General features: G+C 68.8%; 11 protein-coding genes. 5 read left to right on the plus strand and 6 right to left on the minus strand.

What is annotated here, in order from left to right:
- Nucleotides 1–26: 26 nt before the first annotated feature.
- The 5 genes from rsfS to leuS form a co-directional block, all read right to left on the minus strand.
- Entirely contained in the window at nucleotides 27–467 is a 441-nt protein-coding gene (rsfS, locus tag B5D37_RS03580) for a ribosome silencing factor (RefSeq protein WP_078757289.1), read from the minus strand.
- 30 nt (nucleotides 468–497) lie between these two features.
- Nucleotides 498–1,187: a nicotinate-nucleotide adenylyltransferase gene (gene nadD, locus B5D37_RS03585; RefSeq protein WP_078757290.1), complete on the minus strand. Its 690-nt coding sequence runs from the start codon at nucleotides 1,185–1,187 to the stop codon at nucleotides 498–500.
- A complete protein-coding gene (holA, locus tag B5D37_RS03590) occupies nucleotides 1,180–2,226 on the minus strand; it encodes a DNA polymerase III subunit delta (protein WP_078757291.1) in 1,047 nt (348 codons plus the stop codon). Before holA ends, nadD begins: the two co-directional genes overlap by 8 nt.
- The gene (locus B5D37_RS03595) at nucleotides 2,226–2,864 is read right to left on the minus strand and encodes an LPS-assembly lipoprotein LptE (RefSeq protein WP_078757292.1); all 639 of its coding nucleotides are present in this window, start codon (nucleotides 2,862–2,864) and stop codon (nucleotides 2,226–2,228) included. The genes holA and B5D37_RS03595 overlap by 1 nt, the downstream gene beginning before the upstream one ends.
- A gap of 76 nt (nucleotides 2,865–2,940) precedes the next feature.
- A complete protein-coding gene (gene leuS, locus B5D37_RS03600; protein WP_425478026.1) occupies nucleotides 2,941–5,673 on the minus strand; it encodes a leucine--tRNA ligase in 2,733 nt (910 codons plus the stop codon).
- Nucleotides 5,674–5,829: 156 nt separating this feature from the next.
- On the opposite strand from leuS, the gene B5D37_RS03605 reads away from it, so the two are divergent.
- The 4 genes from B5D37_RS03605 to B5D37_RS03620 all read left to right on the plus strand — a co-directional run bounded on the left by B5D37_RS03605 (nucleotide 5,830) and on the right by B5D37_RS03620 (nucleotide 10,408).
- A complete protein-coding gene (locus B5D37_RS03605; RefSeq protein ID WP_159447330.1) occupies nucleotides 5,830–7,521 on the plus strand; it encodes a sensor domain-containing diguanylate cyclase in 1,692 nt (563 codons plus the stop codon).
- A 63-nt stretch (nucleotides 7,522–7,584) separates the two neighbouring features.
- Entirely contained in the window at nucleotides 7,585–8,919 is a 1,335-nt protein-coding gene (locus tag B5D37_RS03610; protein ID WP_078757295.1) for a metal-dependent hydrolase family protein, read from the plus strand.
- An 80-nt stretch (nucleotides 8,920–8,999) separates the two neighbouring features.
- Nucleotides 9,000–9,878, plus strand: coding sequence for a thioredoxin (trxA, locus tag B5D37_RS03615; protein ID WP_078757296.1), 879 nt, complete (start codon nucleotides 9,000–9,002; stop codon nucleotides 9,876–9,878).
- Between the two features lie 65 nt (nucleotides 9,879–9,943).
- Nucleotides 9,944–10,408 (plus strand): DUF4442 domain-containing protein, encoded by a 465-nt coding sequence (locus B5D37_RS03620; RefSeq protein WP_078757297.1) that lies wholly within the window; start codon nucleotides 9,944–9,946, stop codon nucleotides 10,406–10,408.
- On the opposite strand, the gene B5D37_RS03625 is transcribed toward B5D37_RS03620, so the two are convergent.
- Nucleotides 10,377–11,684: a hypothetical protein gene (locus tag B5D37_RS03625; RefSeq protein ID WP_159447331.1), complete on the minus strand. Its 1,308-nt coding sequence runs from the start codon at nucleotides 11,682–11,684 to the stop codon at nucleotides 10,377–10,379. The genes B5D37_RS03620 and B5D37_RS03625 overlap by 32 nt on opposite strands.
- 155 nt (nucleotides 11,685–11,839) lie before the next feature.
- Here B5D37_RS03625 and B5D37_RS03630 point away from each other — a divergent pair, with 155 nt between their 5' ends.
- Nucleotides 11,840–13,849 (plus strand): bifunctional serine/threonine-protein kinase/formylglycine-generating enzyme family protein, encoded by a 2,010-nt coding sequence (locus B5D37_RS03630; RefSeq protein ID WP_159447332.1) that lies wholly within the window; start codon nucleotides 11,840–11,842, stop codon nucleotides 13,847–13,849.
- Nucleotides 13,850–13,857 lie beyond the last annotated feature (8 nt).

Below are 13,857 nucleotides of genomic sequence, written 5' to 3' on the forward strand. Positions count from 1 at the left end.
GCGTCGAGCGCTGTGGAACCACGCGCCTAGCGGTGGCCGGCGCCGTGGTTCCCGCCGGTCTCGTCACCGTATTCGTCGATTTCTTCCGGCGGCTCGTCGCCGACCGTCCAGAGGCGCTCGAGCGCGTAGAACTCGCGCACCCGCGGCAGCATCACGTGCACGACCACGTCCCCGAGATCGACCAGTACCCACTCGGCTTCCCTTTCGCCCTCCACGCCCAGCGGCATGACATCCAGCTTCTTGGCGAACTTCACCACCTCGTCGGCGATCGATTTCACGTGCCGGGAAGACGTGCCCGCGGCGACGACCATGTAGTCGGTCACGCTGCTCTTGCCGCGTACGTCGATCTCCACCGCGTCCTTCGCCTTCAGCTCCTCCAGGGCGCCGCGGACCGCCTGCAGCAGCTCGTCTACGGAGGGGGGCGGGCTCGGCAACTGGGTCTTGATGACTTGGGCTGGAGTGGTCAAAGGCGCGCTCGGGAATGGGGGTCGGCGGAATTATAGCGAAGGCGAGGTTGCATCCGTGGATGCATACAGCCGGTGACGGTCGATGTAGCCGGCCACGGATGCAGGGACGAGGTGCTGCCAGGGCCCGCCGGCGGCGATGAGGGACCTGACGCGGGTGGCGGACTCGGGCTGGAGTGGTTGCCGCAGGAACAGCACCCGGCCGGCGGGGCTGTCCTGCAGGTCCGACACGCGGTCGGTGCGGCGCTGTTCGAGGATACGGGACAGGGCTTCGGGCAGGTCCGACAGTTCGATGCCCGGCCGCGCGGCGACCACGAAGTGCGCGAGCGTCGGGAGCACCTCCCAGTCCTTCCACTCCGGCAGGCCGCGGAAGCTGTCGGCGCCCACCAGCAGCGCCACCGGCTGGTCGGGCCCCAGCTCGCGGCGGAGCTCGCGCAGGGTTTCGCTGGTGTAGGAGCGCGTGCTGCGCTGCATCTCCCGCCGGTCGACCTCCAGCCCCCGTTCGCCGGCGACGGCCAGGTCGAGCATCCGGGCGCGGTGGAGCGCGCTGGCGCCCGGCGTCGCGCGATGCGGCGGATCGGCCGCCGGCATCAACCTGACGCTGGCGCCGAGCGTATCGCGGGCATGGCGGGCAACCGCCAGGTGCCCCAGGTGGACCGGATCAAAGGTGCCCCCGTAAAGGATGGTCAAGCGGCTGGGCTCGGGGACGGTCGGTTCAGCCATCGGAACGCGCCAGCAAGCGGATTGCGCGGGGCTCCGCCACCGCGAGCAGCAGCCGCTCCAGCGCGGTCCAGGGGTCTCCGCGCTCGCGGCCCTTCGCCATGCGGTCCACGCGCCCTGCCTGCGAGACGAAGGCTTCCCACCGGGGCGCCGGGTGCCGCTGCAGCGCGCGCCGGTACATCGGCTGTTTGGAATCCCAGATCCGCTGCGCCTTGAATTCGGCGGCGATGTTGCCGCCCCGCGCTTCGATACGGGCCAACGCCGCGGTGCGCTGCAGTTCCATCACCACCATGCCGAGCAACGCAGGCACCGCCTCGCCTTCGGCTTTCAGGCCGGACAGCATCCGTGCGAGCTGCGCCGGCTGCCCGTTCAGGGCGGCGTCGATCACGCGGAAGACGTCGTACCGGGCCGAGTCCGCCACCAGCGATTCCATCCGGGCCAGATCAATCGTGTCGCCGTTGGCCAGCAGCGCCAGCTTCTCGACCTCCTGGGCGGCGGCCAGCAGGTTGCCGTCCACCCGTTCGGCCAGTTGCTGCACCGCGTCGCGGTCGGCCTTCAGCCCGCGCGAGCGCAGCCGCTGGTCGATCCAGCCGGCTAATTCGTGCGGTTTGACCGGATAGGCGAGCGAGATGACGCCGATGCGCCCGATCGCCTCGCTCCACTTGCCTGCGTGCTTCTTGCTCCACTCGCCGGCGGTGACCAGCAGCACGACGTCGGCGGGCGGATTCGCGCAGAACTCGCAGATGACCCTGCCGCCCTCCTTGCCGGGCTTGCCGGTCGGCAAGCGGAGCTCCACCAGGCGGCGGCTGGCGAACAGGCTCGGGGCATTGAAGCTGGACTCCATCGCGCTCCAGTCCGGCTCGCGCTGATTGCCCTCCGCCTCGAACACCTCGCGCTCGCTGATGCCCTGGGCGCGTGCCGCCGCACGTACCGCATCGGCCGCTTCCAGCACCCGCAGGGTTTCGGCACCGGCGATGAGGTAGGCAGGCTTGAGCGGCCCGGATGCGAGCTGGCCGGCCAGCTGTTCCGGCTGCGATTCCATCAGCGCGGAGTGGGATCCGGGGCCGGTTCCGGGCTGGGCGTTTCGTTCCCGGCTTCGGCCGGCGCCATGGCCTCCGCCGCCTCCATCGCGGCCCGGGCGGCATCCGTCGGCTGCGCGAACACCGCGTCGACGTCGTCGACCACGCGGCCCTGGCTGCTGGCGGCGTCGATTCGGCGCAGTACCGCCGCGGCCATTTCGCGGCGCAGCTCGCGTTCCAGGATGTCGCGTTCGCCCTCGGTACCGATCGAAGCCTCCGGCACCGAGATGTAATCGCGTGAAAGCTCGATGTTCTGCATCGGCACCAGTACCGTGCCGTCGCCATTGCGCAGCTCGAACACCACCGCATAACGCAGGCTGTACTCCTGGGCGCGGCCACGCTCGTCGACGCTCACCGGCGTGCTGCCCCACTGCTCGGCCAGCAGCTCGAGTACCGCGGGCGATTGCGTATCCGGCGTGGCGGGCGTGGCCCCTGCGCGGGTGAGTGCCTGGGCCAGGGTCTCGGCCAACGGGCTGTAGCGATCCGGAGAGACCACCTTCACCGGGTCCAGGCCGACCGGCAGCGTGAGCGCGTCACGCAGGTGGAAGCCGCAGGCCGAGACGGCGAGCACGAGGACGAGGGACAGCAGGCGACGGATCATGCGGGGGAGTCTGTATGAGGAGGATGGCCGCGGCAAGCGCGGAGCCGGACCCGGGCGGGTGGCCACCGGTGCCGGTTCAGTTGGCCACGATGTTCACGATCTTGCCCGGCACCACGATCACCTTGCGCACCTGCAACCCCTCGAGGAAGCGCGATACGTGCGGTTCGGCCAGCGCCATCTTTTCGACCGCGGCCTTGTCGGCATCGACCGCGACCTCGATGGTGCCGCGCAGCTTGCCGTTCACCTGCACCGCCATCGTCACCGCGTCGCGCGCGAGCGCCGCGGGATCGGCTGCCGGGAACGGCACGTCCTCCAGCAGGGTCTCGGGGTGTCCCAACACCTGCCACAGTGCGTGCGAGGTATGCGGCGTGACCGGGTTGAGCAGCAGCACCATCGCCTCCAGGGCCTCGTGCCGGACCGCCCTGCCCTGGTCGCTCATGTCGTTGAACCGGGTGACGTGGTTGAGCAGCTCCATCAAGGCGGCGATTGCGGTATTGAAGCTGTGCCGCCGGCCATAGTCGTCGCCGACCTTCTGGATGGTCTCGTGCAGTTGCCGCCGCATCGTCTTCTGGACCGGATTGAGTGCGGCGGGATCCACCACCGGATGGTCAGGCTGCGCCGCATGGCCGGTCACCTCGCGCCAAAACCGGCGCAGGAACCGGGCCATGCCTTCGACACCGGCCTCGTGCCATTCCAGCGACTGCTCCGGCGGGGCGGCAAACATCGAGAACAGGCGGACCGTGTCGGCGCCGTAGCGGCCGACCATTTCCTCGGGATCCACGCCGTTGTTCTTGGACTTGGACATCTTCTCGATGCCGCCCACCACCACCGGCTGGCCGTCGGCCCTGAGGGTGGCACCGGTAATCCGGCCGCGCTCGTCGCGCACCACGTCCACGTCGGCCGGGTTGATCCAGTCCTTCGAGCCGTTGGGGTTCTCACGGTAGTAGGTCTCGGCGATTACCATGCCCTGGGTCAGCAGGTTGCGCGCCGGCTCGTCGGACGACACCAGGCCCTGGTCGCGCATGAGCTTGTGGTAGAAGCGGAAGTACAGCAGGTGCAGGATCGCGTGCTCGATGCCGCCGATGTACTGGTCGATCGGCATCCAGTAGTCGGCGCGCCGGTCGACCTGCTGCAAGGCGGCGGGCGATGTGTATCGGGCCGAGTACCAGCTCGACTCCATGAAGGTGTCGAAGGTGTCGGTCTCGCGTTCGGCCGCGCCGCCGCACTGCGGGCAGGTGGTCTTGCGCCATTCCGGATCGGCCTTGATCGGTGAACCGGTACCCATGAATTCGACGTCCTCCGGCAGGACCACCGGCAGTTGGTCTTCCGGCACCGGCACCGCACCACACGCGTCGCAATAGATGACCGGGATCGGGCAACCCCAGTAGCGCTGGCGGCTGACGCCCCAGTCGCGCAGGCGGAAGTTGACCCGGCGCTGGCCGTGGCCTTCCGCGCCCAGCTTCTCCACCAGCGCATCGAACGCCTGCTGGAAATCCATGCCGTCCAGCTCGCCCGAATTCACCAGCCAGCCACGTTCGGTGTAGGCGCCCTGGTTGTCCAGGAACTCCTGGAACTCCTGCACCACCTGTACCGCGGCGCGGGTGTCGTAGGTATCGGTCGCGGCCGCCTCGCCCAGGGCCGTACCCATGGGATCGACGTGGTGGCCCAGGTCGCGGCGGATCTCCTTCAATGCGTCACGCACCGCTTCGGGCACCACCACCGTGCGGATCGGCAGGCGGTAGCGGGTCGCGAATTCCCAGTCGCGCTGGTCGTGGCCGGGTACCGCCATGACCGCGCCGGTGCCGTAGCCCATCAGCACGAAGTTGGCGACGTAGACCGGCACCTCCTCCCCGCTGACCGGATGCACCGCGCGCAGGCCGGTATCCATGCCGCGCTTTTCCTGGGTCTCCAGCTCCGCCTCGGTCACCCCGCCCTTGCGCAGTTCGGCGATGAACGCGGCCAGCTCTTCGTTGTCGCGTGCGGCATGCGTCGCCAGCGGATGCTCGGCTGCGATCGATACGAAGGTCACACCCATCAGGGTGTCGGGGCGGGTGGTGTAGACGGTCAGCGGTTCGACCGGGGCGCCCGCGGCGTCGCGCACGTCGAAACGGATCTCCAGGCCTTCGGAGCGGCCGATCCAGTTGCGCTGCATGGTCTTGACCGCGTCCGGCCAGCCATCGAGGGTGTCCAGGCCGTCGAGCAGTTCCTGCGCGTACGCGGTGATCTTGAGGAACCACTGCGGGATCTCGCGCTTCTCCACCAGCGCCCCGGTGCGCCAACCGCGGCCGTCGATCACCTGCTCGTTGGCCAGCACGGTCTGGTCGACCGGATCCCAGTTGACCACCGAGTTCCTGCGGTAGGCCAGGCCCTGCTTCATCAGGCGCACGAACATGCGCTGCTCGTGCACGTAGTAGTCGGGTGTGCAGGTGGCGAACTCGCGGGACCAGTCGATCGCGTAGCCCATCTGCTTGAGCTGCGCCCTCATGTGCTCGATGTTGGCGTAGGTCCATTTGGCCGGCGCAGTGCGGTTCTTGATCGCGGCGTTCTCCGCCGGCAGGCCGAAGGCATCCCAGCCCATCGGTTGCAGCACGTTGTGCCCGGTCATGCGCTTGTAGCGGCTGATCACGTCGCTGATCGTGTAATTGCGCACGTGGCCCATGTGCAGCGCACCGGAGGGATACGGCAGCATCGACAGGCAGTAGTACTTGGGCTTGTCCGAGGATTCGTCGACCTCGAATGCCCGCGTGCGGTCCCAGAACTCCCGCGCACCGGCTTCGAGCCTGGACGGTTCGAAGGCCGCGGGATCCACGGCGTGGACGGAGGAATCGTTGGAGGCTTCCTGGGACACGAGCTCTGGCCGGTAGGGGGGACCGGAAAGACTACCCCACCCCCCTCCGGCCCGCACGCACCCGCGGCACACCCGGGTACCCCTAGAATGGCCTGGCACCCCGACCCCGGACCGCCCTTGCCCGATACCCTGACCAGGCTCCGACCTTACCGCTATCCGTCCATGGCGCTGGCCGCCGGGCTGCTGCTCGCCGTCGGGGTCGCAATGGTATGGGGGATCGCCGAGCTGAAGCGAGGCATCACCTGGGTCGACCATTCCTACCGCGTCATCAGCGAGATCGATGGCGGCCAAGTCGCGCTGCTGAAGTCCGAGTCCGCGGCGCGTGGGTACCGCCGCACCGGCGCCGCCGCACAGCAGGCCGACTACCTCCTGATCGTCCCGCAGGTGCTGGAGCACCCGGACAACCTGGTCCGGCTGACCGACGACAATCCGGAACAAAACGAGCGCGCGCGACGCTGGCGGGACCTGGTGCACACGCGCCTGGGGGAGCTGGAGCGCCTGATGGACGACACCCAGGCCACCGGCACCGCCGACGAAGCCATCAACCGCGACGTGCGGTTCAGCCGCATGCGCCGGGCCTCGACCCTCGCCAACGAAATGCGCGTGGTCGAACGCAAGCTGCTGGTCCAGCGCAGGGCGACGACCGACCAGCGTGCCACCCAGCTCACCATGTTCGTGGTGCTGGGTACGGCCATCCCCGTCGTCCTGCTGGGCCTGTTGCTGACCGGCCTGCTGCGGGAGAACGGCCGCGCCCGCAAGCTCGAGCGTGAAGCGCGCAGTGCGATGCGCGAGCTGGAGGCATCGCTGGCCCAGCGCGACCGCCTGTCGGAGCAGCGGCGGATCCTCGGCATCTACGCCGGCATGCTGCAGAGCGCGGAGGACGTCACCGAGGCGTTCTCGCTGACGGTCGAAACCCTTGAGAAGCTGCTGCCGCAAGCTGGCGGCCGCTTCTACACCCTGCATCCGTCAGCGGACATCGCGGACACGGCAGCCCGCTTCGGCACCGAAGCCATTGCCAGCGCCGATGTACTCGCCCCCAACCAGTGCTGGGCACTGCGCCGCGGGCAACCGCACCGGACGGATGACGAGCACGGGCACATCAAGTGCCAGCACCTGGACCAGGCGGTTCCGCTGGCGGGCATATGGACCCTGTGCGTGCCGCTCATCGCGCACGGCACTTCGCTCGGCATGCTGCACGTGAGTGCGCATGAACGCGATGGCACTGCCAACAACGACACCACGCTGGTGGAGGCGATCGCCGAACAGCTCAGCCTCGCGATCGCCAACCTGCATCTTCGCGAGACCCTGCGACTGCAATCCCTGCGCGACCCTTTGACCGGGCTGTTCAACCGCCGGTACCTCGAGGAGAACCTCAACCGCGAGCTGCAGCGCTGCGCCCGCCGGGGGCTGCCGCTGACGGTGATGATGCTCGACGTCGACCACTTCAAATCGTTCAATGACGAGTATGGACACGCCGCCGGCGATGCCCTGCTATCGCAGATCGGCCAGACCCTGGGCTCGCTGGTCCGCGAGGAGGACATCGCCTGCCGATACGGTGGCGAGGAGTTCACCGTGGTCCTGCCCGAAGCGGGCGCCGGGGAAGCCGCGTTGCGCGCCGAAGGCATCCGCAGCGAAATCGGCTCGACCACGGTCACCCACCTGCGCTCGACCCTTGGCCCCCGAACGATCTCCATCGGTGTCGCCACGTTCCCGGCCGACGGCGACACGCCGGCGCAACTGCTGGCGAAGGCCGACCGCGCCCTCTACGAGGCCAAGGCACAGGGCCGGGACCGGGTGGTCAGCGCCTGATTGCTTGCCCGGCCGGCAAGCGTGGCGACTATGATCGGAGCCGACCCCGAAAGGATTTTTCCCATGCGTCCACTCCTGCTGCTGGTGGCCTGCGCGCTTGCACCCGCCACCTTGCTCGCCAACGAAGCCAACCCTGTCGCCGTGCACTGCGGGCAGGTGTTCGACAGCCGCAGCGGGGAAGTGCGGGGGCCGCATACGCTGCTGGTGCGCAACGGCCGGATCGAACAGATGGTCACCGGCGGCCACGCGGATGTCCTGGGCACCCCGTCGATCGATCTGCGCGGGCACACCTGCATGCCCGGCTGGACCGACCTGCACGTACACCTGGGCAGCCAGTCGAGCCCCGACAGCTATTCCGAAGGCTTCCGGCTGGACGATGTCGACTACGCCTTCCGGTCGGTCGGCTATGCGCGCAAGACGCTGCTGGCCGGTTTCACCAGCGTCCGCGACCTGGGTGGCGAAGTGGCACCGCACCTGCGCGACGCCATCAACCAGGGGCTGGTGGATGGGCCCCGCATCTGGGCGGCGGGCAAGTCGATCGCGACCACCGGCGGCCATGCCGACCCGACCAACGGCTACAACTCGATGCTCTCGCACCTGCTCGGGCCGCCGGGTCCGACCGAGGGCGTGATCAACTCGGTCGACGAGGCGCGCCAGGCCGTGCGCCAGCGCTACAAGGAAGGCAGCGACGTCATCAAGATCACCGCCACCGGCGGCGTGCTGTCCTATGCGAGATCCGGTGACGCGCCGCAGTTCACCGTGGATGAAGTGTCTGCGGTGGTACAGACGGCGAAGGACTACGGCTATGCGGTCGCCGCCCATGCGCATGGCGAGGAAGGCATGCGGCGCGCGGTCGAGGCGGGCGTCACCAGCATCGAGCACGGCACCTACATGAGCGACGAGGTGATGTCGCTGATGAAGCAGCGCGGCACCTGGTACATCCCGACCATCCATGCCGGCCGCTTCGTCGCGGAAAAGGCGGAGATCGACGGCTACTTCCCGGAGGTCGTACGACCCAAGGCGGCACGGATTGGCGCGCTGATCCAGGACACCGCTGCCCGCGCCCATCGGGCCGGCGTCAAGATCGCCTTCGGTACCGACATGGGCGTGGGGCCCCATGGCGACAATGCCCGCGAGTTCCTCTACATGGTCGAAGCCGGCATCCCCGCCGCACAGGCGCTGCAGGCGGCCACCATCCGTGCCGCGGAGGTGCTCGGCGTCGAAGACCAGGGCGTGCTGGCACCAGGCAAGCGCGCCGATGTCGTCGCGGTGCGCGGCAATCCGCTGGACAACATCGAGACAGTGCTGGACGTCGCCTTCGTGATGAAGGACGGCAAGGTCTACAAGCAGCCGGAGCGCGACGCCCAGGCCACTTCCGCAAGCGCTCCGGCCCCCTGACTGATCGCGGCCGGCGGCGGGGCGGTTGGAATCGCATCCGCCCGGCACCATGTCCGGGCCATCGCCATGAGGAATGACGCATGACCGCCGCAGCCCAGAGCAAGCCGCACGTATTCGACGCCACCACCGATGCCTTCGAGACCGAAGTCCTGCAGAAGTCCCTGCAGACACCGGTACTGGTCGACTTCTGGGCGGAGTGGTGCGGGCCCTGCAAGCAACTCGGGCCGGTGCTGGAGAAGCTCGCGGCGGAATACCACGGGGCGTTCGAACTGGCCAAGGTGGACGTCGACAAGGAGCAGCAGCTCGCGGGCGCCTTCCAGGTGCGCTCCATTCCCACCGTGTTCCTGGTCAAGGGTGGGCAGGTGCTGGACGGCTTCCCCGGGGTGGTGCCGGAAGGGCAGATCCGCGAGATGCTCAAGCACCACGGCATCGAGCCGTTGCCGGCGCCCGCCGAGGAGACGCCGGATCCGGTCGAGGCGGCTCCGGTCGATCCGCACGCGGAAGCGCAACGCCTGAAGGAGGAGATCGCCGCCGCCCCCGACAAGGACGAGCTGAAGCTCGACCTGGCGCTGGTGTTGCTGCAGACGGGCGCCATCGCCGAAGCCGAGGCGTTGCTCGAGGGGCTGCCGGCGAACCTTGCCACCGACGAGCGTGCACAGCGGGCCCGGGCCCGGCTCGACTTCGCCGCGGTGGTGGCCGATGCGCCACCGATCGATGCGCTGCGGCAGGCGGTCGGGAAGGACCCCGGTGACCTCGGCGCGCGCCACCTCCTGGGTGCGCGGGAAATCGTGGCGGGCAACGCCGAAGCCGGGCTGGAACAGTTCATCCAGATGCTGCAGCGCGAACGCGACTTTCGCGACGGCCTGCCCCGCAAGGCGCTGATCGATGCGTTCCGGGTGGTCGAGGATGCCGCGCTGGTCAGCCGCTACCGTCGCCGGATGGCTTCGCTGCTGTTCTAGGTCCTGCCCGCGGAAAGGGCTGTGGCGGGCTTGACTGTACGCCTGCGTATGTCAGTCTTTCGCCGATGAATCCCAGCCTCTTCCGCCACGGCATCAACCTGTGGCCGCCCTTCCTGTTTGCAGGCATCCACCTGCGCGAGCTGTCCCGGGACTACCGGTACGCCCGCGTCGAACTCCGCATGCGGCCTTGGAACCGCAACTACGTGGGCACCCACTTCGGCGGCAGCCTGTTCGCGATGACCGACCCGTTCTGGATGCTGCTGGCGATGCATTCGCTGGGCCGGGACTACATCGTCTGGGACAAGGCGGGCAGCATCGAGTTCGTGAAGCCGGGCCGTGGCACCGTTCATGCCGATTTCCGCCTGGAGGAGTCCATGCTGGAAGAGCTGCGACAGGCGGCGGCGAACGGCGACAAGGTGCTCCGCTGGTTCGAGACGGATGTCGTCGACAGCGGTGGCGACGTGGTGGCCCGCGTGCGCAAGCAGCTCTACGTGCGCCTCAAGCCCCGCCACCGGTCGGCGGCGGACTGACGGCAGGGTCCGTCGGGGCCGTCAGCGGGACTTCCCAGTACCGGCCCTGCCCCTGCCAGAACAGCTCGAGTCGCAGCGCTTCTCCCCCGTCCGTGTCGACCACCTCGATCTTCCTGCCGGTCGGAATCGAATCCGCGGGCATCGCGGCCAGGCGCTCGCCGTAGGACCTGTCGTCTGTATTCTCGTGGAGCCGCAGCAGCAATTCCATCGCCTGCAGGCGCGCGGCGTGATCCTGGGTGCGATGCAGGTAATCGGTATACGCGGGTGCGGCAATTTCGGTGACCAAGCAGCCGGCAAGGTTGCCGGCGCACAGGGGCGTCGCCAGACCACCTGCCCAAGGCACGGTGACGGGCTCTCCCCGCAGAGCAGCCTCCTGCACCTCTCTCTTGCAGGAGTGCGCCAGATGGTTCGCCGTGCGCACTCGAGTCATCTGGCGGTCGTAGACCAACCATCCCCACGGGTTCTCCAGTGCCTCGCGATCCATGGTTTTCGCCGCGCCATCGACGAGACCCAGCTCACCGCGCATCGCCGTGCACGGCAGGTACTCGGCGGGCACTGGCGGCACATAGGCGGTTTTGCATGTCGAAGGGATCGGCTGGCCGTCGGGCTGTTCGGCCAACACGTCTGCAAGCAAGCGCGAGGAGCTTTCCACGATCGACATGGCCAACATCGTGGCAATGAGGGAATCCGAGTTGGCAGCCAACGGCCGCCAGGTCGAGACCGTGGTGCAGAGGTCAGCCATCGCACCGGCGGCGTCGCCATCGACAACCGTCAGCGCTTGCGCCGTCAGCAGCTCGCGTGAGTACGTTCCGATCGGTATCGACAGCGGCCTGTGAACGACCGGCTTGAACAGATCTCGATGATGGCCAACTCCCGACAAGGCACGCATCCGGTCGATCACCGGCGCACGTTCGGCAAGCGCCTTCGCCAACGCATCCCGGTTCGCCCGCACGTGGGCCAGGCAGCCGTTGCCGCGCCAGTCACACCACTCGGGTGAACCACCACTGGAATCGGCAGCGCGCGGGTAGCGGCCTTCGGCACTGCTGACGAATTCGGATGTGTCGGCAGGATCCCGAGCGGCGAATCGCCGCACATCCTGGGCCGCGATCGCTTCGATCTCGTCCGGCGGAATGTCGTAGGGCATCAGCCACAACGCCGCGAACGCATTGCGTCCGGGCGTCGGCGAGGCCTGCTCCATCAGGCGCAGCTCCGCGCTGTCGCGGCCCAGCCAACGGGAACCCGCGAACAGCACCGCCGCCAACAGCACCAACACCACCAGCACCCTTCCCAACCAGACTAGCCCCTGTCGCACCACCACCCCCTCGCATGAACATCCGTGCTCCGGCGGGCAGTATCGGACACCACCGTGATCCATGCACACTGCCATTACTTTTGGGGGGTATGCTTGCCCTCTCGCGACAGGGGGCCGCGATGGCAGCTTTGAACCACACCGACACCGATACCGCAGCCTTGCCCGAAATCAGGGGCTACCGGCTGCTGCGCGTCGTCAACCACGGCGGCATGTCGACCGTGTACCTGGGCGAGCAGATCGCGTTGTCGCGCGAGGTGGCCATCAAGGTGATGGCCCCGCAGGCGCTGTCCGACGAGGTCAGCCGGCGCCGGTTCGAGAACGAGGTGCGCACCATCGCCCGTCTGGAGCACCCGCACGTGGTGCGCATCCATGAGCTCGGCCGCACCAGCGAAGGCCTGCCGTACTACGCGATGCCCTACATGGGCCGCGGCCATCTCGGCCAGCGCAGCTTCCAGACCGCGGACGGCGTCGACGAAGTGCGGGTGGTGGAGACGCTGCGCGCCCTGCTGTCGGCGCTGGAATACGCCCATGGCAGGGGCGTGGTGCATCGCGACGTCAAGGCGGAGAACGTCCTGTTCGACGACAACGAGCGCCCATTGCTGGCGGACTTCGGCATTGCCCTGCGCCGCGGGTTCGGTCCGCGGGTGACCGCCGCGGGGCTCGCGGTCGGCAGCACCGCCTACATGGCGCCGGAACAGGCGCGTGGCGAGGATGTCGACGGCCGTGCCGACCTCTACAGCCTCGGCGTGCTGGCGTGGGAGATGCTGGCCGGCGAGCTGCCCTTCCGTGCCGCCGACGCGCTGTCGATGGCCGTGATGCACGCGCAGAACCCGATACCGAAGCTGCCTCCGCACCTGCGCCACTGGCAGCGTTTCATGAACCGGGCGCTGGCAAAGAACCCCGTCGACCGGTTCCGTGATGCAGCGGAGATGGGCGCGATGATCTCGCAGGTGGAGCGTCGGCGTGCCTGGCCGCGCCTGGCCGCGCTGGGACAGAAGATCGGCAAGCCGCTGGGGCGGATACCCGCCAAGGCCTGGGGCACCGCGGCGCTGGTGGGCGTGGTGGCAGCCGGTACCGCCCTGGTGGCGCGGGACCAGCAGGGCGAAGGCTTCTTCATGGGCGGCCGGCCAGCGGAGCAGGCAGCCGCGCGTCCCGATCCGATCGACTCGATGCTGCGCCCCCTTCCCGTCGCCCCGGTGCAGGCGGAGCTGGAGCTGGCGAGGGACCAGATCCAGCGCCGGAGCCTGACCGCTCCGGAAGGCGACAACGCGATGGAAACAGTGCTGGAGGCATGGCGCACCGACCCCGGCAACGACCACGCGCGCAAGGTGGTCGGTGAACTCACTGGCGCCCTGGCCGCCGAACTGGCGACCAACCTGCAGAACCGCCGCGACACGCGCGCCACCGAATATGCCACCCACATACGCACGCTGGGTGAGCAGACCGACACGCTGGATTCGGACGAACAGGTCCGGCTGCGGCAGGAGATCGAGCAGTCCCTGCGGGAGCGCATCGCGCAGGCGGCGGCCCGCTACGACCGCCCCGCCGCGTCTGCGGCGGCGGCACTCGCCAGGCCGATGGGCCTGGCACCGGAAACCGGGGCCACGCTGCAATCGCTCGCCTCCAGGGTCCCGCAACGCGGCCAGATGCTGCCGGGCGACCCCGCGGGGACGGTACTCGCCGACGGCGGCGTCGCCATCGGGCACCGGCCGGTCAGCCGGGAGGACTACGCCCGCTTCGCCACCGAGACGGGCCGGCCAGCCGCCAGGTGCCGCGAGCGCGCCTCCGTGTTGCGGGTACTGGCACCGCGCGACTGGCAGGACCCCGGCTTCCCCCAGGGCGCAGCCGAGCCGGTGGTGTGCGTCTCCATGGCGGATGCCGAAGCCTACGCCCGCTGGTACAGCGGCCAGACGGGCCACCAGTACCGCCTGCCCACTGCCACCGAGGCCAACCAGACCGCGCCGGAGATCAGCGGCCGCGACCTGTCCCTGTGGCTGCGCGACTGTGGCAGTGACTGCAACCAGCGGCGGGTCTCCGGCCCGTCCTGGCGCAGCGATGAGGGTGGACGCCTGCTGGATGCCAGCCGCGGTTACGACGACGTCGGTTTCCGCGTGGTCCGCGAGCTGTAGTTCCCGCA

Origin of the sequence: Lysobacter spongiicola DSM 21749 (assembly GCF_900167055.1) — a bacterium.
Classification (GTDB): domain Bacteria; phylum Pseudomonadota; class Gammaproteobacteria; order Xanthomonadales; family Xanthomonadaceae; genus Novilysobacter; species Novilysobacter spongiicola.

Excerpts from the sequence above, each read along its gene's own strand:
- B5D37_RS03620 (WP_078757297.1), top strand. The coding sequence starts at position 9,944 with ATGAATCCCAGCCTCTTCCGCCACGGCATCAACCTGTGGCCGCCCTTC.
- B5D37_RS03610 (WP_078757295.1), top strand. The coding sequence starts at position 7,585 with ATGCGTCCACTCCTGCTGCTGGTGGCCTGCGCGCTTGCACCCGCCACC.
- nadD (WP_078757290.1), bottom strand. The coding sequence starts at position 1,187 with ATGGCTGAACCGACCGTCCCCGAGCCCAGCCGCTTGACCATCCTTTAC.
- trxA (WP_078757296.1), top strand. The coding sequence starts at position 9,000 with ATGACCGCCGCAGCCCAGAGCAAGCCGCACGTATTCGACGCCACCACC.
- holA (WP_078757291.1), bottom strand. The coding sequence starts at position 2,226 with ATGGAATCGCAGCCGGAACAGCTGGCCGGCCAGCTCGCATCCGGGCCG.
- B5D37_RS03630 (WP_159447332.1), top strand. The coding sequence starts at position 11,840 with ATGGCAGCTTTGAACCACACCGACACCGATACCGCAGCCTTGCCCGAA.
- B5D37_RS03595 (WP_078757292.1), bottom strand. The coding sequence starts at position 2,864 with ATGATCCGTCGCCTGCTGTCCCTCGTCCTCGTGCTCGCCGTCTCGGCC.